The 17692-nt window shown below is 74.4% G+C and carries 17 protein-coding genes; 11 read left to right on the top strand and 6 right to left on the bottom strand.

The genetic code is table 11. The features are described from left to right. Window positions 1–372 precede the first annotated feature (372 nt). The 3 genes from BUS84_RS32120 to BUS84_RS32110 all read left to right on the top strand — a co-directional run bounded on the left by BUS84_RS32120 (window position 373) and on the right by BUS84_RS32110 (window position 4844). Window positions 373–975 (top strand): TetR/AcrR family transcriptional regulator, encoded by a 603-nt coding sequence (locus BUS84_RS32120; RefSeq protein WP_074318148.1) that lies wholly within the window; start codon window positions 373–375, stop codon window positions 973–975. Window positions 976–1076: 101 nt separating this feature from the next. Beyond that, entirely contained in the window at window positions 1077–1655 is a 579-nt protein-coding gene (locus BUS84_RS32115) for a TIGR03086 family metal-binding protein (RefSeq protein ID WP_074318147.1), read from the top strand. A gap of 258 nt (window positions 1656–1913) precedes the next feature. Then, window positions 1914–4844, top strand: coding sequence for a M36 family metallopeptidase (locus tag BUS84_RS32110; RefSeq protein ID WP_208869774.1), 2931 nt, complete (start codon window positions 1914–1916; stop codon window positions 4842–4844). Between the two features lie 66 nt (window positions 4845–4910). Here the strand turns inward: BUS84_RS32110 and BUS84_RS32105 are convergent, their stop codons facing one another. Further along, window positions 4911–5795, bottom strand: coding sequence for a hypothetical protein (locus BUS84_RS32105; RefSeq protein ID WP_244298791.1), 885 nt, complete (start codon window positions 5793–5795; stop codon window positions 4911–4913). A gap of 149 nt (window positions 5796–5944) precedes the next feature. Between BUS84_RS32105 and BUS84_RS32100 the strand changes: the two genes are divergently transcribed. The 4 genes from BUS84_RS32100 to BUS84_RS32085 all read left to right on the top strand — a co-directional run bounded on the left by BUS84_RS32100 (window position 5945) and on the right by BUS84_RS32085 (window position 9826). Next, a complete protein-coding gene (locus tag BUS84_RS32100) occupies window positions 5945–6613 on the top strand; it encodes a class I SAM-dependent methyltransferase (RefSeq protein ID WP_074319266.1) in 669 nt (222 codons plus the stop codon). Between the two features lie 9 nt (window positions 6614–6622). Further along, window positions 6623–7786 carry a cytochrome P450 gene (locus BUS84_RS32095; RefSeq protein ID WP_074318144.1) on the top strand — a complete coding sequence of 388 codons (1164 nt, stop codon included), beginning with the start codon at window positions 6623–6625 and terminating at the stop codon, window positions 7784–7786. A 310-nt stretch (window positions 7787–8096) separates the two neighbouring features. Next, window positions 8097–9029 (top strand): ABC transporter ATP-binding protein, encoded by a 933-nt coding sequence (locus BUS84_RS32090; protein WP_074318143.1) that lies wholly within the window; start codon window positions 8097–8099, stop codon window positions 9027–9029. Next, window positions 9026–9826, top strand: a complete 801-nt coding sequence (locus BUS84_RS32085) for an ABC transporter permease subunit (protein ID WP_074318142.1) — start codon at window positions 9026–9028, stop codon at window positions 9824–9826. The genes BUS84_RS32090 and BUS84_RS32085 overlap by 4 nt, the downstream gene beginning before the upstream one ends. Before the next feature lie 29 nt (window positions 9827–9855). Here BUS84_RS32085 and BUS84_RS32080 read toward each other — a convergent pair whose 3' ends face one another. The 4 genes from BUS84_RS32080 to BUS84_RS32065 all read right to left on the bottom strand — a co-directional run bounded on the left by BUS84_RS32080 (window position 9856) and on the right by BUS84_RS32065 (window position 14103). Further along, window positions 9856–10533, bottom strand: coding sequence for a response regulator (locus BUS84_RS32080; protein ID WP_074318141.1), 678 nt, complete (start codon window positions 10531–10533; stop codon window positions 9856–9858). After that, window positions 10530–12131, bottom strand: coding sequence for a sensor histidine kinase (locus tag BUS84_RS32075; RefSeq protein WP_084757881.1), 1602 nt, complete (start codon window positions 12129–12131; stop codon window positions 10530–10532). The genes BUS84_RS32080 and BUS84_RS32075 overlap by 4 nt, the downstream gene beginning before the upstream one ends. Window positions 12132–12185: 54 nt before the next feature. Further along, entirely contained in the window at window positions 12186–12890 is a 705-nt protein-coding gene (bioD, locus tag BUS84_RS32070) for a dethiobiotin synthase (RefSeq protein WP_074319264.1), read from the bottom strand. 76 nt (window positions 12891–12966) lie between these two features. After that, window positions 12967–14103: an 8-amino-7-oxononanoate synthase gene (locus BUS84_RS32065; RefSeq protein WP_074319263.1), complete on the bottom strand. Its 1137-nt coding sequence runs from the start codon at window positions 14101–14103 to the stop codon at window positions 12967–12969. 243 nt (window positions 14104–14346) lie between these two features. Between BUS84_RS32065 and bioB the strand changes: the two genes are divergently transcribed. Genes bioB through BUS84_RS32050 form a run of 3 tightly spaced genes read left to right on the top strand, consistent with a single transcriptional unit; the run spans window position 14347 to window position 16053 of the window. Then, window positions 14347–15342: a biotin synthase BioB gene (gene bioB, locus BUS84_RS32060; RefSeq protein ID WP_074318140.1), complete on the top strand. Its 996-nt coding sequence runs from the start codon at window positions 14347–14349 to the stop codon at window positions 15340–15342. A 5-nt stretch (window positions 15343–15347) separates the two neighbouring features. Beyond that, the gene (gene bsaP, locus BUS84_RS32055) at window positions 15348–15542 is read left to right on the top strand and encodes a biotin synthase auxiliary protein BsaP (RefSeq protein ID WP_074319262.1); all 195 of its coding nucleotides are present in this window, start codon (window positions 15348–15350) and stop codon (window positions 15540–15542) included. A 4-nt stretch (window positions 15543–15546) separates the two neighbouring features. Beyond that, complete coding sequence (locus tag BUS84_RS32050) at window positions 15547–16053, top strand: GNAT family N-acetyltransferase (protein WP_074318139.1); 507 nt, start codon at window positions 15547–15549, stop codon at window positions 16051–16053. A gap of 25 nt (window positions 16054–16078) precedes the next feature. Here the strand turns inward: BUS84_RS32050 and BUS84_RS32045 are convergent, their stop codons facing one another. After that, window positions 16079–16606 (bottom strand): DUF488 domain-containing protein, encoded by a 528-nt coding sequence (locus tag BUS84_RS32045; RefSeq protein ID WP_074318138.1) that lies wholly within the window; start codon window positions 16604–16606, stop codon window positions 16079–16081. 135 nt (window positions 16607–16741) lie between these two features. Here BUS84_RS32045 and BUS84_RS32040 point away from each other — a divergent pair, with 135 nt between their 5' ends. Further along, window positions 16742–17692: an endonuclease domain-containing protein gene (locus BUS84_RS32040; protein ID WP_074319261.1), complete on the top strand. Its 951-nt coding sequence runs from the start codon at window positions 16742–16744 to the stop codon at window positions 17690–17692.

Raw genomic sequence — 17692 nt, 5'->3', positions numbered from 1 at the left:
GAGCCGGTGAACGACTGCCAACTCGGGGTCCGTGTCGGCGCGTCCGCCCGGCACCGCGGGGGCCATCGTGCCGCCGCCCGAAGGGGACCCGGCTGCCACGGGTGGGACCGGCCCGACCGTCGCGAGGCTTCCTAGGGAGCTGACCTGATGGCTGGCGGCCGTCACACTCCGACATCGCCGGCGCGGCACGCCGGTCGGCGGGCGGGCGGGGCGTTCCGGCGCCTCGGCTGTCACCGGCGGACCTCGACGAACACCCCTGGCAGAACGACACAAGGCACCCTTCGGGAAGGGTCCGGCTTCCGACTGTCGCATCGAGGATCGGACGGTAGCGGTAACTGTTCGTGTTCGGTCGGATGGGCTACGGTAACGGTCGTGACGAGACGTGCGGCCGCGATCCGCCTGGATGCCCTGCTGCGCACCGCCTGTGACGTGATCGTTGAGCGCGGTCTGGCCAACACCCGGACGGCGGACGTGGCGCAGGCCGCCGGGGTCAGTCAGGCCCTGGTTTTCTACCACTTCGCCACCAAGGAACGGTTGCTCGCGCAGGCGTTCGCGTACGCGGTCGAGCAGGATCTGGCCCGGCTGGACGTGGTGACCCGATCCTCGGCCCCGCCGCTGACCAAGCTCCGCCGGATCCTCAAGCTCTACACACCGGCCGGGCGCGCCACCTCCTGGTCCATGTGGATCGACGGCTGGTCGGAGTCGCTGCGTACCCCGGAGCTGGAGAAGGTCTCCCGCCGGCTCGACCTGCGCTGGCGGGAGGACCTGGCCGCGGTGATCTCCGCCGGGGTCGCCGAAGGCACCTTCCAGTGCGCCGACCCGGACGGGGCCGCCTGGCGGATCAGCGCGGTGATGGACGGCCTGGCCGTGCAGCTCGCCGTGCACGACCGGGTGATCTCCCGCCGGCAGTTCGGCGAGTGGGTCCGCCTGGTCACCGCCAGGGAGCTGGGCCTGGACCTGACCGACCTGGAATGATCCACTGCGGCCACCCGCCGGCGCGGCGGATCGGACGGATCACCCTGCCGTGGCCGGCCAAAACGGCTTCGCCTGCCGCGCCGCCCGGAACAATCGGCAGCATGGATCTGCTGGAGGCGTACCGCCGGAGTCTGGCCGAGTTCATCGACCGGGTGGACCAGGTCGGACCCGGCCAGTGGTCCGACCCGACACCCTGCCCGGATTGGGACGTGCGCGCGCTGGTCAACCACGTGGTCGGCGAAGACCGGTGGAGCGTGCCGCTGCTCGCCGGCCGGACCATCGACGAGGTGGGCGGCCGGTTCGACGGCGACCAGCTCGGTGCCGACCCGGCCACGATGGCGCGGGAGGCGGCCGCGCAGGCCGAGATCGCCGCCACCCACCCCGGCGCGCTCGACCGCACCGTGCACCTCTCCGCCGGCGACACCCCGGCCGACGAGTACCTCCAGCAGCTCCTCGCCGAGCACCTGGTGCACGGCTGGGACTTGGCGGTGGCGATCGGGGCCGAGCCCCGTCTGGACCCGGACGTGGTGCGGGTGTGCGCCCGGTGGTTCGCCGACCGGGTCGACGACTACCGGGACAACGACCTGGTCCGGGCCGGGGTGCGGGTGTCCGACGACGACGAGCAGGACCTCCTCCTTGCCGCCTTCGGCCGCGACCCCGACTGGGTGCCGGGCGGCTGAGCGCGCCGCGTCGTCACAGCGGCGCAACCAGCGCCGGGGCCAGTGCCCCGCTCCCACGGTCCTGTGTCGACCGCGGTAGTCGTCACGCTCAGTTACAAGGCTGCGGGCTTTGTAAAGCCGAATTATCTCGATCCGTCGGCGCGTCGGCGTGCCCGGACCTTGCCGCCACCCCGACCGACTGATATCCACAGATGCGCATGCGTTACCGCGCAGCGTCGGCCGGCGGCCGCCGGCCATCCGCTCGCACGAGGAGGTCCCGTGCCACAACCGGAGTGGTCACCCCCGATGAGCCGGCGTCGACGCCGGCTCATCGCCGTCCTGGCGTCAACGGCGACGGTCGCCGCGCTGCTCCCCACCGGCGTGAGCACCGCGGCCCCCGCGGGCGGCGCGCCGTCCGCCGAGCGCCGGTCCGGGCCGTTCGCCGAAGGGCACCAGCACGCCGACGTCGACAACCGCCGAGGTACGGCGGCACCGGACGCCCGCCAACGCGGGCTGGCCCGCGCCGCCGACCCCGACGTGCGATGGAACAAGCTCGGCACCCCGCAGGCGCTCGGCCCTGGCCGCGCCCCGCTCGCCACCGGGCTGCCCACCGACCCGGAGGCCACTGCCCGCGCCTACCTGGCCGCCAACCGGGACCTGTTCGGGATGGACGCCGCCTCGGTGGCCGACCTGGAGCGGGTGCTGGTCCGGCCGATCGGCAGCGGCGCCGTGGTCACCCTGCGGCAGCACTTCGGCGACCTGCCGGCCGGGCCGGACGGCCTGGTCACCGTCGCGGTCACCGGCGGCAAGGTGCTCTCGGTCAGCTCCTCGCTGGCCCGCGACACCGGCGCACCCGCACCGGCCACCCGCACCGCCGAGCAGGCGTACGCCGACGCGCTCGCCGACGCCAAGCTGGACGCCACCGCGGTGGCCAGCCACACCGTTCGCTCGGTCGCCGTGCCCACCCCGTTGGACGGCCCCCGGGCCGCGTACGAGGTGACCCTGATCGGCGCGGACACCGACCACCCGGCCGCGTTCACCACCTACGTGGACGGCATCACCGGGCAGGTGCTGGTTCGCGAGGACCTTGTGGACTTCGACTCCGACAACCCGAGCTGGGCGGTCTTCCCGGCCACCCCGCCACGCGACCTCGGCCCCGGGCAGGACCCCCGGGTGCGCTGGTGCGGCGACCCCGCGCCGGGCTGCCAGGCCGCCTTCCGCGACCCGGCGACCGGCCAGCCGTGGGATGTCGACGCGGCCACCGGCACACCCACCTTCACCTCGCGCGGAAACTCGGCCAACACGGTGCTCTCCTGGGGCACCGGCACCCCGGTCGTCCCGGCCACCCCCAGCCCGGAGCGCCGCTACGAGTACCCGTTCACCGACCAGTGGCACCAGTCGAAGTGCAACCCGGAGGTGTTCACCTCGGCGCAGCGCAACGACGCGGACGCGGCGATCTCCAACCTGTTCGCCATGCACAACCGGATGCACGACTGGGCGTACCAGCTGGGCTTCACGGAGTCGGCGTGGAACCTCCAGGCGGTCAACCTGAAGCCGGGCGGCCTGGGCGGTGACGCCGAGCAGGGCCGCGCCCAGCAGGGCGCGCTGACCGGCAACCGGAACAACGCCAACCAGGGCACCCCGCGCGACGGGCTGCCGCCGACCACCAACATGTACCTGTGGCAGCCGCAGGCCGGCGGGCCGTACCCGCCGTGCGTCGACGGCGACTACGACATGACGGTGATCGGCCACGAGTACACCCATGCGATCAGCAACCGGATGATCGCCGGCCCGGACAGCGGGATCGGCGGCCACCAGGGCGGGTCGATGGGTGAGTCGTGGAGCGACCTGCTCGCCGCCGAGTACCTCTTCCAGAACGGGCTGCGGGCCCCCGGCGAGACGCCCTTCGTCACCGGTGGATACGTCACCGGCAACCTGGTCAGCGGCATCCGCAACTACGACCTCAGCCGCAGCCCGCTGAACTACTCCGACATCGGTTACAACACCGGTGGCCCCGCCGTGCACGCCGACGGGGAGATCTGGGGCGCCACCAACTTCCGGGTCCGGTCCGCGATGGTGAAGCGGTACGGCCTCGGCACGCCGCAGCGGCAACTGGAGTGCGCGCAGGGCAAGGTCGCCGCCGACAAGTGCCCGGGCAACCGGCGCTGGTCGCAGCTCGTCTTCGACTCGTTCCTGCTCCAGGCCGCCAGCGAGGTGAGCATGCTCGACATGCGGGACAACATGCTCACCGCCGACCTGCTCCGCTTCGGCGGCGCCAACCAGGACCTGATCTGGGCCGAGTTCGCCCGCTCCGGGATGGGCCGGGACGCCGTCACCAACGGCGCCGCCGACACCGATCCCACGCCGAGCTTCGCCTCGCCGAGCGGCGGCAACGCGACGCTCACCCTGCGGCCGCGCGGCGACAGCGCCGACGCGCCGATCCGGGTGTACGTCGGGGAGTACGAGGCGCGGGCGATGCCGATTGCGGACACCGACCCGGCGACGCCGCTGCCGGACACCGTGGAGCTGGTGGCCGGCACGTACAACCTGCTCGCCGTGGCGCCCGGCTTCGGGCACCAGCGGCTCAGCGTGGTCGCGAAGGCCGGTCAGGACGGGTACGTGGACCTGCGGATGAGCCGCAACCTCGCGTCCACGGCGTCCGGCGCCACGATCACCGGCGACGGGGTCAACCTGGACCGGATCGCCGACGACACCGAGGCCACGAACTGGGCCTCGCTGGACGGGGTGGCCGGCAGGCAGCTCACCGTGGCGCTGCCCGGGGACGCCCCGCAGGTGGTCAAGCGGGTGAACGTCAGCGCGATGCTGCGCCCGGCGATCGCCGGTGACGCCGACACCGGCAGTCAGAACGCGCTCAGCGCGCTGCGGTCGTTCGCGGTGTCCGCCTGCAACGCGAAGACCACCGACTGCGCGGATCCGGCGCGCTGGCAGCGGATCTACACCAGCGCGGGCGACGCGTTCCCCGGTGGGGCGTACCGGGCGTACACCCGGGACATCAACCTCCGGACGTTCGCGGTGCCCACCACGCTCGCCACCCACCTGCGACTGGAGGTGCTGGCCAGCCAGTGCACCGGCGGCCCGCACTACGCCGGTGAGCAGGACGACGACCCGGCCACGACGACGGACTGCGCGACCGCCAGCCCGGCCCGGGACCAGGTCAGGATCGCCGAGTTCCAGGCGTTCTCGAAGTGACACCGTCGGGGCCGGCGGACCTCCGCCGGCCCCGACGGCCACCTCCGATCAGATACCTGGCGGCGATCAGCGGCGGGCCGGCCGCCAGCGATCGGCCGGAGGTCGCTCCCAGCGCCGGTCCACCGGTGGGTCGTCCGCCTCGGTGGTCGCCGCCCGCGTCAGGTGGCGCAGCCGCAGCAGCAACCCCATCCCGAGCGAGAGCAGCAACCCGCCGAGCAGGAACGCGGCCTGCACCAGGCCGAAACCGCTGGACTGCGCGACCTGACGACCGGCGCCGGCAGCCGGCGGAGCAGCGTCGATCGGTTGGCCGCCGACCGGCTCGTCCGCCGGACCGCTTCCCGCCCCGGCCGGCTCGCTCGCCGGGTCGCTCGGCTCCACCGGTGTCGCGGTCGGCTCCGCCGCCGCGCTCGGGGTGCCGCCCGCCCCCACCACCGAGCGGGTGGCCGTCTGCCGGGCCAGCAGGCGCAGGTTCGCGTCGTACGCCTCCGCGGCGAGAGTGACCCGTCCGTCGGTGACGTCCTCGGCGAAGGCCACCCGGTAGCGGGCGGTGACCGTGCGGCCCGGGCAGAGCGCTCCGGGGTCGAGCTGCCGGTCGGTCAGCCGGGCCACGTCGCCCTCGGTCCGGATCTCCAGCGGGAACGCGCCGGTCTCCTCCACCCGGTCCATCTTCACCTGGTCGAGTCGAATGCCCTGCACGCTGAGCACCATCGACCAGCGCACCTTCACGCATCCCCCGCGCCGGTCCGTCCGGGAGACCACCGCGGAGACCGTGCGCACCTGGTCGCCGGCGGTGAACCGGGCCGGCAGCCCGTTCAGCTCGGTGGTGAACGCCGCCTGCGCCGGAGCGACGAGCATCAGCTCCACGCCGCTCAGACAGGCCAGCACCACCCCGAGCCTCAGCGCGTACCGCCACACCGTCACCACCGCCGTCCTCCGTTCGGTCGTCCCCACCCCGCAACGCTAGGAGCGCCGCGTCGACCGGACCAGACGGGTGTGTTCGCATCCGGCGGCAAGCCCGGGGCGGGTTTTCACGGACGGTGGTGAACCGGTCACCGCTCCCCCGCGACACGCCGGGCGCCGGTCGCTGGGACAATTCGCGGGTGTCCGAACTCTCCACCACCTTCGTCCGGCTCAACGCCCGGCTCGCCCCGGTCGCCTTCGTTCCGGAGGTGCGGCTGCACCAGGCGGACGAGCCGATCGGGCTCTGGGAGCTGACCGAGGGTGAGTTCAGCAGCGACCGCCCGCCGCCGTTCTGGGCCTTCGCCTGGGCCGGCGGTCAGGCGCTCGCCCGATACGTGACCGACCATCCGGAGCTGGTCGCCGGCCGCCGGGTGCTCGACCTCGCCTCCGGCTCCGGACTGGTGGCCATCGCCGCCGCCCGCGCCGGCGCGGCGTCGGTGCGGGCCGTCGAGGTGGACGAACTAGCGGTCGCGGCCGTCGCGCTCAACGCCGAGGCCAACGGAGTACGCGTCGACGCCGAGTTCGGCGACATCCTCGACGGCGACGCCGGGGACGCCGAGGTGGTGCTCGCCGGGGACGCCTTCTACAGCGAGGCGATGGCCCGCCGGATGCTGCGGTTCCTGCTCCGTGCCACCCGGGCCGGTGCTCTGGTGCTGGTCGGGGACCCCGGCCGGGCGTTCCTGCCCCGGGACCGCTTCGACGAACTGGCCCACTACGACGTGCCGGTGCCGGAGGCCCTGGAGAGCGTCCGGGTGAAGCGCACCACCGTCTGGCAGTTGCGGGCCGGCCTGCCGGGAGGCGCCGGCTAGCGTGTCGGCGTGCTGTTCCGGAGCTGGGGGTCCGCGGTCGAGGCACCCTGGCCGGACGTGGCCGCGGTGGCCGACCACGTCGGCGTACGCCATCTGGTGGTCACCCGCCACGCGCTGGTCCGCCAGGTCCTCGCCGACCCGCTCACGTATCGGCCGGACAACGCGCTGGACGCGGTGACCCCGATGCCGGTGACGGCGCTGCGGGTACTCGCCGGGCATCGGTTCCGGCTGCCGCCCACCCTCGCCAACAACTCCGGCGCCAGTCATCCGGCCATCCGCTCGATCGTCGCCGGCGCGCTGCACCCCGCTCGGGTCGCCGCGCAGCGCCCCTGGCTCACCACGCTGGTCCGGGACCGGGTCGCCCGGCTGACCGCGACGCTCGACGCCGGTGAACCGGTCGACCTCTACGCGGAACTCGCCGCCGACCTGCCACTGCTGGTGCTGGCCCGACTGGTCGAGCTGCCGGACGCGCCGGTCAGCGCGGTCAAGGAGTTCGCCCGGGCCGCGCTGGAGTTGTTCTGGGCGCCGCTGGACGCCGACCGGCAGGTGGCGCTCGCCACCGAGGTGGGCCGGTTCCACGGTGTGCTGCGCGACTTCGCGGCCAGCGGCGGCGGGTTGGCCGCCGAGCTTCGCGCGGCCGGGCACGCGCCGGACGTCGTGGTCGGCGCGCTCTTCTTCCTGCTCGTGGCCGGGCAGGAGACGACCTCACAGTTCCTCACCCTGCTGCTGCACCGGCTGGCCGGCGAAGCCGAGGTGCGGGCCGGGCTCCGCACCGGCGAGGTCGCGGTGGCCGACGTGGTGGAGGAGGGGCTGCGGCTGGAACCGCCGATCGTCACCTGGCGCCGGGTGGCGGCGGCGGACAGCACGCTGGGCGGGACCGCGGTGCCGGCGGGCACGAGCCTCGTACTCTGGCTGGCCCGCGCCGGCCGGGACCCGGCAGTCGTCGAATCGCCGGACGAGTTCCGCCCGGGCCAGCGGGGGTCGCGCCGGCACCTGGCGTTCGGGGCGGGGGCGCACCGCTGCGTCGGCGACGTGCTGGCCCGGATGGAGGCGGCCGTGGTGGTGGCCGAGGCCGCCCCGCTGCTCGACGGGACGACCGTGGTCCGCCCGCCGTGGTGTCCGGACAATCTCACCTTCCGGATGCCCGACGCCTTCATCGTCCGCCGGGGTTGACCGGGAGCCCCGCGCCCACAGCTGCCCTCGCCCCGGCCGGCCGCCACCCACCCGCCCCGGTCGCCCGCCTGTAGAGCTGCCCCAGAAGTGGGGCACGCAGGCCGACGTCCGTCTCGGCACGCCTACCTGCTCACCGGCGGTCACCAAGCACGGCACCCGCCCGTCGACACCCTGCCCCGGATGTGGAGCAGCTCGACAGGCACCGACAGGCTGCCGACAGCCGGGAACAGACGGGGACTGACGAAAGTCAGGTCCGGTTGTTGCCGTTCGGGCGCGGCGCGGCAGCGGTCCGCACGCCTAGCGTCAGCGCATGATCACATTACGTGGGTTGACGAAACGGTTCGGGGCGACCGTCGCGGTCGACGCGCTGACCGTCGACGTCGCGCCCGGCCGGGTCACCGGCTTCCTCGGCCCGAACGGCGCCGGCAAGTCCACGACCATGCGGATGATCCTCGGCCTGGACCGCCCCACCGCCGGGCAGGCGCTGATCGGCGCCCGGGCGTACCGGGAGCTGCGGCGACCGCTGCACGAGGTGGGCGCACTCCTCGACGCCCGGGCCGTCCACCCCGCCCGGGCCGGTCGGGCACACCTGCTGGCCATGGCCCGCAGCAACGGCATACCGGCTCGCCGGGTGGACGAGGTGCTCGACACCGTCGGGCTGGACGGGCGCGCCGCCGCCAAGCCGGGCCGGACCCTCTCCCTCGGCATGGGCCAGCGGCTCGGCATCGCCGGCGCCCTGCTCGGCGACCCGCCGGTGCTGATGTTCGACGAGCCGGTCAACGGCCTCGACCCGGACGGGGTGCGCTGGGTGCGTCAGCTGATGCGTTCGCTGGCCGACCAGGGGCGGACCGTCTTCGTCTCCAGTCACCTGATGAGCGAGATGCAGCTCACCGCCGACCAGCTCGTGGTGATCGGTCGGGGACGGCTGCTCGCCGACGCGCCGATCGACGACGTGATCGCGGGCAGCGCCGTCGCCGTCCGGGTCCGCAGTCCGCACCCGGACGGGCTGGCCACCCTCGCCACGCGCCTCGCCGCCACCGGCGCCACCGTCGAACCGGCCGGCCCCGACGAGCTGACCGTCACCGGGACCACCGTCGACCGGGTCGGTGACCTGGCGTACGAGCTGGGGGTGCGGTTGCACGAGCTGAGCCCGCACGGCGCGTCGCTGGAGCAGGCGTTCATGGAGTTGACCGCCGACAGCGTCGAGTACGCCGGCGGCACGGCCGGAAGCGGGGCACGATGAGCACGCAGACCATCCCGGACACCCGTCCCGCCCCGGCCGCCTTCCGCGGCGCGGTGACCGCCGAGTGGACCAAACTGTTCTCGGTGCGTACCACCTGGTGGACGGCGCTGGCCGGGCTGCTGCTGATGGCCGCGAGCGCCGGGCAGCTCGCCATCTACGCCGCCAACGCCAACACCAACGACGACCCGGCCGACGACCGCGGGATCGTCACCGCCGGCAGCGTGATGATCGCCTCGGTCGAGCTCACCCAGTACGCGGTGCTGGCGCTCGGCCTGCTGGCGATCACCGCCGAGTTCACCAGCGGCACCATCCGGACCACCCTGCAGTGCACCCCGTTCCGCGGTCGGATGCTGCTGGCCAAGGCCGCGGTCGCCGGCACGGTCACCTTCGCCTTCGGGCTGCTGCTCGGCGGCGTCGGCGCGCTGGTCGCCCGGCCGGTGCTCGGCGAGTGGGGTCGCGCGCCCGCCGCCGGCACGATCGGCGACATCGTGGCGGTGGCGACCTACCTGGCGCTGGTCAGCGTGCTCGCGCTGGGCCTCGGTGCGGCCCTGCGCAGCGCGGTGCTCACCCTCACCGTGCTCTTCGCCACCCTGATGATCGTGCCGCTGTCGCTCCAGGAGCCGGACATCGCCGTGCTGAACCGGATCGCCGACGCGTTCCCCGGCGTGGCCGGTGCGCACTTCCTGGCCGGCGACACCGAGCCGTACCCGGGCGCGGTCGGGCTGCTGCTGCTCGCCGGGTGGGCCGGCGCGGCGCTGCTGCTGGGCCGGGCCGCGCTGCGCCGCCGCGACGCCTGAGTGCTGAGCGGGGGCTCCCGGGCCCCCGCTCAGCCGTCGACCAGCCCCGCCTCGTACGCGATGATCGCCGCCTGCACCCGGTTGCGGACGTCCAGCCGGGTGAAGATGCTGGTCAGGTAGCTCTTCACGGTGCCCTCCACCAGGTGCAGCCGGCGGGCGATCTCCGCGTTGGACAGGCCCGCCCCGACCAGCGCCAGCACCTCCCGTTCCCGCTCGGTCAGCCCAGCCGTCCGGTCCCGCGCGGCCGGCCGGCGGGCCAACCGCCCGGCGTCCAGCTCGATCACCCGGCGCGCCACCCGCGGCGACAGGTACGCCCCGCCCTCGGCGACCGCGTGCACCCCGGCGATCAGCTCGCGGGGGTCGCCGGCCTTGAGCAGGAACCCACTGGCACCGTGCCCGAGCGCCCGGGCCACGTGGTCGTCCTCGCCGAAGGTGGTCAGCATGAGCGTGGCGGTGTCCGGCGCCACCCGGCGGATCTCAGCGGCGGCGGCCAACCCGTCCAGGCGCGGCATCCGGATGTCCAGCAGCGCCACCCGGGGCCGGTGCGCGCGGACCAGCTCCACCGCCGCCCGCCCGTCACCGGCCTCAGCGACGACCTCGATGCCCGGGTCGGCGGCGAGGATGGCGCGAACGCCGGCCCGGATCATCGCCTCGTCGTCGGCGAGGACCACCCGAACCTGCGTGGCTGCGAAGGTGTCAATGGTCATCCCGCGATCCGCTCCTTGCTGACCAGTCGGCCATCGGTGAAACAGAGCCGCCAGGTCGGCTCGGCGAGGGGAAAGTTGCCGTCGGTGTACAACTCGCAGCCCGCCTCCTCCGTGCCGATCGGCGGGGTGAGCTGCCGGCGGGGCAACCCGGCCAGGTCGCTGCGCGCCGTGCCGGGCCGCATCCGGTCGAACGACGACTCGTCGAGCACCGTGCCGGCCGTGGCGAACGAGTAGTAGACCAGCGACAGAGCCAGCGCCAGGCCGGCCGGGGCGGCGAGCGCGGTGAACAGGCTGCGTCGTACCCGGCGGCGGGCCTCGAGCAGCCGCCGCTCGGCGTCGACCGGCTGCTCCACGCCACCACCCTCGACCGAACCACCGTCGGTCACCGCACCGGGCCCGGTGGCCACGGCCGACCACCGCTCAGCGGGAACGACGCCGACCGGGTCGGCGGACAGCGGCAGCCGGGCCCGTACCGCGAAGCCACCGTCCGGGCGCGGGCCGGTGTCCAGGACCCCGCCGGCCAGCCGGACGCGCTCGGCGAGGGCGAGCAGACCGCTGCCCGAGGACGGCGGGCTGGGCAGCGGCCCGGCCGGTGGCGGCCCGTTCCGCACCCGCACCTCGATCTCGTCCCCGGACGGGGCGAGGGTGACGGTGACCGGGGCGCCCGGGGCGTACCGGGCCGCGTTGGTGAGCGCCTCCCGGACCACCCCGTGCGCGGCCGGCCCGGTCATCCCGGGCAGTTCCACGGCGCCGGGCGGAGCGTCCAGCCGCACCGCCATCCCGGCCTCCCGAGCCCCGTTCACCAGGTCGGCGACCGTCTCGCCCGCAGGTCGGAGTCCCGCCGGGCCGCCCTCCTCCCGGAGCACCCCGATGATGCCGTGCAGCCGTTCCGTGGCGGCGGCGACTCTTGTCCGCAACTCCCCCACCGCCGCCCGGTGCGTGGGATCGAGGTCGTCGGTGAGCTCCAGCGCGGCGGCGCGCAGCGCGATGAGGCTGAGGTCGTGGCCGAGCGAGTCGTGCATCTCCTCGGCGATCCGGGCACGCTCGCGCAACCGGATCCGCTCGGCGGCACCGCGCCGCTCACGCGCCAACGCCTCGGCGTGCCGGCCGCCCGCGTCGGCCAGCTCCTGCTGCTGCCGGCGGTACCGGCCGACCAGCCACGGGAACACGCCCGCGAACAGCAGCACCGAGGCGAGCAGGAACCAGGTGCCCGCCCCGGTGCCGAGCAACCCCAGGTTCAACACCGTGCCAGCGACCGCGATCACGCCGAACAGCACCGCCGCCGGGGCCGCCCCGGCGCTGCGCCGCCCGCTCAGGTAACTGAACACCGGGATGGCGAACACGAAGTTGCCGTCGACCAGTGACCCGAGCACCACCAGCAGCAGGCCGACCAGCGGCCGACGCCGTCCCAGTGCCACCGCCACGGCCAGCACCGTCAGCCCACCGACCAGCAACGCCAGGTTGTGCCGCGGGTGCGGCGGGGTCAGCCTCGCGTACCCGATCGGGGCGGCGAGCACCGCCCAGAGCAGCGCATCCGGCAGACCCTGCCGCCGCGCCACCCCCGACGCCCCGCCCGCCGGCCACCTCGCGATCCTCACGGCGGTCAGGCTACCCACGCCCGACCTGGACGGACACTGACGAAAGTCAGGTGTTCAGCCGCTCTCCTCGGCCCAGGCCCGCCAGTCGTCGAGCACGCCGTGCAGGGACGGGGTGAGCCAGCCCGGCGCGGAGCGCCGGAACACGCCCGGGTCCATCGCGCCGGCGCCGGCGGGCACGGCGCCGAGCAGGTTCGGCACCAGATCGGTGAGGTTGGTCCAGTGCACCAGCTCCGGCGTGGTCGGCCAGGCCCCAATGACCACGCCAGCCGGCACCGCCCGGCGGTCCAGCGCCTCCAGGGTCAGCGCGGTGTGGTTGAGGGTGCCCAGCCCGGCACGGGCGACCACCACGGCGGGCGCGCCCAGCGACACCGCCAGGTCAGCCATCGTCCACGGCTCACCGGACGGGCGCAGCCCCATCGGGACCAGCAGCCCGCCGGCCCCCTCGACCAGCACCAGGTCGTGCTTGTCGGTCTCCTCACGGACCGCGTCCACGGCGGTGTACAGCTCCAGCGGCGGCAGCTCGGCGACCCGGGCGGCGGCCAGCGGGGCGAGCGGGTCCGGATAGCTGGCCAGGGTGCGGCCGGTGAGCGGGGCGGCCAGCCGGTTCACCGCGTCCACGTCTCCGGGCTCACCGCTGGCCGTACCGGTCTGCCCCGGTTTGACCACGGCCACCCGCAGGCCGGCGGCCTGCGCGGCGGCGGCGATCGCCGCGGTCACCACGGTCTTGCCGACCTCGGTGTCGGTGCCGGTGACCAGCACCACACCCTGCCACGCGCTCACGGGACCAGCTCAGTTCGCGACTGCGGGGCTCGCAACACCGGCTCACTCCTCGCGCTCATGGCGCGCACTCGACGATGACGTCCAGGGCACGCTCGAAGGCCGGCCGGGACACCCCGGCGCTGACCGTGAGCCGCAGCCGGGAGCGGCTGTCCGGGGTGGACGGCGGCCGGAAGCAGCCCACCGCGACGCCCCGGTCCCGGCAGTCGGCGGCCCAGGTCGTCGCCGCCTCCGGGCCCGGGGCGGTCACCGAGATCACGGCCGCGTCCGGCGCGGAGACGGTCAACCCGGCCGCACGCAGCCGGTCGACCGCCAGCGCCACCCGCTCGGCCAGCTCGGTACGCAGGTCGTCGCCGGCCCGGGCCAGCCGCAGCGCGGCGTGCACGCCGGCGGCGACCGCCGGCGGCAGCGCGGTGTCGAAGATGAACGTGCGGCCGGTCTCCACCAGGTGCCGGACGAACTCGGCGGGGCCGGCGACCACCCCGCCCGCGCCGCCGAGCGCCTTGGACAGGGTGGCGGTGACCACCACGTCCGGTTCGCCGGCGAGCCCGGCGGCGGCGACCGCCCCGGCGCCGGCCGGACCGGTCACGCCCAGCGCGTGCGCGTCGTCGACCAGCAGCAGCGCGCCGTGGCGGCGGGCCACCGCGTGCAGCTGGGCCAGCGGAGCGAGATCGCCGTCGACCGAGAAGACCGACTCGGTGACCACCACCGCCGGGCGGCCGGGGGCCACCGCGAGCGCCGCGGCCACCGCCGTCACGTCGGCGTGGGCGGTGACCACGGTCTCCGCGCCGGAGATCCGGCAGCCGTCGATCAGGGACGCGTGGTTGTGCGCGTCGGAGACGAGCAGCGTGCGGGGTTGGACGAGGGCACGCAACGCACCCAGGTTGGCCAGGTAGCCGGAGGAGAAGACGAGGGACCGGTCGGTGCCCAGCCACTGCGCCAGCTCGTCCTCCAGCGCCTGGTGCGCGTCGGTGGAGCCGCGTACGAGCCGCGACCCGGTCGCCCCCAGCCCGTACGCCGACAGCGCCGCCGAGGCGGCACCGATGACCTCCGGGTGGGTGGCCAGGCCGAGGTAGTCGTTGCCGGCCAGGTCGGTCATGCCGTCGGCGGCGGGACGCGGGTGCAGCCGCCGGGTCAGCCCGGCCTTCCCCCGCAACTCCGCACGGCGGTCGAGCGCCGCCAGCCAGTCCGCCACCTTCACCCCTTCGCCACCGTCCGCGCCGGTCACGCCGACACCCGCCGGGCGAAATTACCACCCGCCACCACCGGCCCGACGGATCCACTCGGTACGCGAGGTCGACCTGCACCGAACTTCAGCTTCGCGCCGGTCCGATGCGACGACTGCTGCCTACCGCCAGAACCCGACCAGGCCGGCCGCCCCGCTCGACGGGCCGGCGGGCCGTTCCGGCTGACCGGGGGGCCTTGTAGGGTACGAGCCATGCCAGAGATCCTCGACCAGGCCCGTACCCAGGTCCTGGGTGACGGCGTCGGCCTCGACGAGGCCGGCGTCCTCGCCGTGCTGAACCTGCCCGACGAGCACCTGCCCGCCGCCCTCCAGCTCGCGCACGACGTGCGGATGCGGTGGTGTGGTCCGGAGGTCGAGGTCGAGGGGATCGTCTCGCTGAAGACGGGTGGTTGCCCGGAGGACTGCCACTTCTGCTCCCAGTCCGGCCTGTTCACCTCCCCGGTGCGCTCGGTCTGGCTGGACATCCCGTCCCTGGTCGAGGCGGCCAAGCAGACCGCGAAGACCGGGGCGACCGAGTTCTGCATCGTGGCCGCCGTCCGCGGCCCGGACGCCCGGCTGATGAAGCAGATGCGCGAGGGCGTCGCCGCCATCAAGGCCGAGGTCGACATCCAGGTCGCCGCGTCGCTGGGCATGCTCTCCCAGGAGCAGGTCGACGACTTGGTCGACATGGGCGTGCACCGCTACAACCACAACCTGGAGACCTGCCGGTCGTACTTCCCCAACGTGGTCACCACGCACTCCTGGGAGGAGCGCTGGGAGACGCTGCGGATGGTCCGCGACTCCGGCATGGAGGTGTGCTGCGGTGGCATCCTCGGCCTCGGCGAGACCGTCGAACAGCGGGCGGAGTTCGCCGCGCAGCTCGCCGAGCTGAACCCGCACGAGGTTCCGCTGAACTTCCTCAACCCCCGGCCCGGCACGCCGCTCGGTGACCGCCCGGTGGTGGAGGGCAAGGACGCGCTGCGGGCCATCGCCGCGTTCCGGCTGGCCATGCCGCGCACCATCCTCCGGTACGCGGGCGGCCGGGAGATCACCCTCGGTGACCTCGGCACCCGCGACGGTCTGCTCGGCGGCATCAACGCGGTGATCGTCGGCAACTACCTGACCACGCTGGGCCGGCCGGCGACCGCCGACCTGGACCTGCTGGACGAGCTGAAGATGCCGGTCAAGGCCCTCTCCGCCACGCTGTGACGGTCATGACGACGACGGAGCTGTGGTGCGACCGGTGCGGTGACCCGGTGACGGCCGGCGCCGCCCACCCGGGCTGCGCGTCGGCCCGCCAACTGGAGCCGCCCCGGTACTGCCACCGCTGCCGCCGTCGGATGAAGGTGCAGGTGCTGCCGGTCGGCTGGTCGGCGGTCTGCGTCGAGCACGGCGAGATCCGGGGCTGAGCCGATGCTGCGAGGGCGGGCGGTGACGCTGCGACCGGCGACGGTCGCGGACGTGCTGGCCCTCGCGGCGATCCGGGCCGATCCCGAGGTTCGCCGGTGGTGGCGGGGCGGCGACGACCTGGCCGAGTCCGTTCGCGCCGACCTGGCCGACGACGAGCTGACCCTGTACGCCATCGAGCACGACGGCCGGGTGATCGGCGCGATCCAGTGGTACGCCGAGCCGGACCCGGACTACCGGCACGCCAGCCTGGACATCTTCCTCGACCCGGCGGTGCGCGGTGCCGGGCTCGGCGTGGACGCCATCCGCACCCTGGCCCGGCACCTCATCGAGGAATACGGCCACCACCGGTTCACCATCGACCCGGCGGCGGCGAACAGCGCCGCGATCCGCGCGTACGCCAAGGTTGGTTTCCGGCCGGTGGGGGTGCTGCGCCGCTACGAGCGCGGCGAGGACGGTCGCTGGCACGACGGCCTGCTGATGGACCTGCTCGCCGACGACCTCGTGGAGTGAGGCGTCCCGCGACGCGCCGGGCGCCTCAACGGTCCCAGCACAGGTGCCCGTCGGGGAGCCGGCGGGCGCCCTCGGCGGGCTGGTGTGGGCTGAGCCGCCCGTCCGGCATGAGGTGCGCCACCGGCATCTCGCGACCGAGAGCCGTGACGTCGGCGATGAGCCGGCGGTGGCAGCGCCACCAGAGGCTCTCGCTGCACATCACCACGGTGGTCCGCCGGGCCGCGTCGGCCAGCACCTCGGCCAGCGCCCCGTCGAACTCCGGTGTGCGGGTGTACGCGGCGTAGGCCCGGAACGCCGCGACGGTCCACCAGGTGTCCGGCTCCGGGGTCCCGGCCGGGACGTGTCGGCGTCCGCCGAGCCGCGGCTCCCAGCGGTAGTCGACCCCGCACTCGGGTAGCCACTGCTCAAGTTCCTCCCGCCGGACGTCCGGGTTGGTGCGGCTGGCCGGGTACCGCCGCACGTCCACGACCAGGGCCACCCCGGCGCCGGTCAACAGCTCTCCCAGCCGCACCCGGTCGGCCGTCCCGTGCCCGACGGTCAGCAATTCCCCCACACCGCTGCCTTGCCCCGAATCCCGCTGGCTTATCCCCGGACCTCGGCGAGATCTTGGACAGTTGCCGTTCCCCGTGAACGGGAACTGTCCAAGATCCGGCGGCGTGGCGCCGACCGGCCGGCCAGACTGCCCGGAATGCTGCCCGCCGACGACGCCGACGCGCTCGACTGGCTCGCCTTCGAGCAGGCGAGCGTGCTGACCACCGCGCAGGCCTCCCGGTTGTTGAGCGAGGGTATGGTGCGCGGCCGGATCCGCTCCGGTCGCTGGCGGTCGATCTGCCGGGGGATCCTGCTCGCCGGCAACGGCCGGCTCACTCGGGACCAGCAACTCTGGGTGGCGGTGCTGGCCACCGGCCCGGGCGCCGTGCTGGGCGGGGTCACCGCGGCCACCGAGGCCGGGGTACGCGGACTGCGGCGCGAACCGCTGCACGTGCTGGTGCCGGCGTCCCGTCGCGCGGCGCGGACCAGCCTGCGTCGGTTGCCGATCGACATGCCGGCGGTCCTGGTGCACCGCACATCGGTGCTGCCGGAGACCCATCTCCAGCTCGCCCGACCGCCGCGCACCACGACGGCGCGGGCGCTGGCGGACGCGGCCGGCTGGGCTGCTGGCGTGGACGAGGCACAGGCGCTGCTGGCCGCCGGATGCCAGCAGCGCCGGGTGCTGCCCGAGGAGTTGGACGCGGTGCTCGATGTCCTTCCCCGAGCACCGCGTCGACGGCTGATCCGGCAGACCGTCGGGGACATCGCCGGCAGCGCGCAGGCGCTGTCCGAGATCGACTTCGTACGGCTGTGTCGGCGGTACCGGCTGCCCCCGCCGGACCTGCAGAAACACCGGGTCGACGCGGCGGGTCGCAGCCGCTGGCTGGACGCGTACTGGCAGGAGTGGCGGGTGCAGGTGGAGATCGATGGCGCGCACCACATGGACGTCCGGCAGTGGGCGGCGGACATGCGCCGGCAGAACGACCTGTGGACCAGCGGCGACCGGATCCTGCGGTTTCCCGCCTGGCTGGTCCGCGCCCGCCCCGAGGAGGTCGCCGACACCGTCCGCCGCGCCCTCGTCGCCGCCGGCTGGCGGAACGACAAGTGA

Origin of the sequence: Micromonospora cremea (genome assembly GCF_900143515.1) — a bacterium.
GTDB lineage: Bacteria > Actinomycetota > Actinomycetes > Mycobacteriales > Micromonosporaceae > Micromonospora > Micromonospora cremea.
The sequence above is the reverse complement of the archived record's forward strand: the minus strand, read 5'-3'. Positions and strand labels throughout refer to the sequence as shown.

Excerpts from the sequence above, each read along its gene's own strand:
- BUS84_RS32115 (WP_074318147.1), top strand. The coding sequence starts at position 1,077 with ATGGATCTGCTGGAGGCGTACCGCCGGAGTCTGGCCGAGTTCATCGAC.
- BUS84_RS32090 (WP_074318143.1), top strand. The coding sequence starts at position 8,097 with ATGATCACATTACGTGGGTTGACGAAACGGTTCGGGGCGACCGTCGCG.
- BUS84_RS32085 (WP_074318142.1), top strand. The coding sequence starts at position 9,026 with ATGAGCACGCAGACCATCCCGGACACCCGTCCCGCCCCGGCCGCCTTC.
- BUS84_RS32080 (WP_074318141.1), bottom strand. The coding sequence starts at position 10,533 with ATGACCATTGACACCTTCGCAGCCACGCAGGTTCGGGTGGTCCTCGCC.
- bioB (WP_074318140.1), top strand. The coding sequence starts at position 14,347 with ATGCCAGAGATCCTCGACCAGGCCCGTACCCAGGTCCTGGGTGACGGC.
- bsaP (WP_074319262.1), top strand. The coding sequence starts at position 15,348 with ATGACGACGACGGAGCTGTGGTGCGACCGGTGCGGTGACCCGGTGACG.
- BUS84_RS32050 (WP_074318139.1), top strand. The coding sequence starts at position 15,547 with ATGCTGCGAGGGCGGGCGGTGACGCTGCGACCGGCGACGGTCGCGGAC.
- BUS84_RS32040 (WP_074319261.1), top strand. The coding sequence starts at position 16,742 with ATGCTGCCCGCCGACGACGCCGACGCGCTCGACTGGCTCGCCTTCGAG.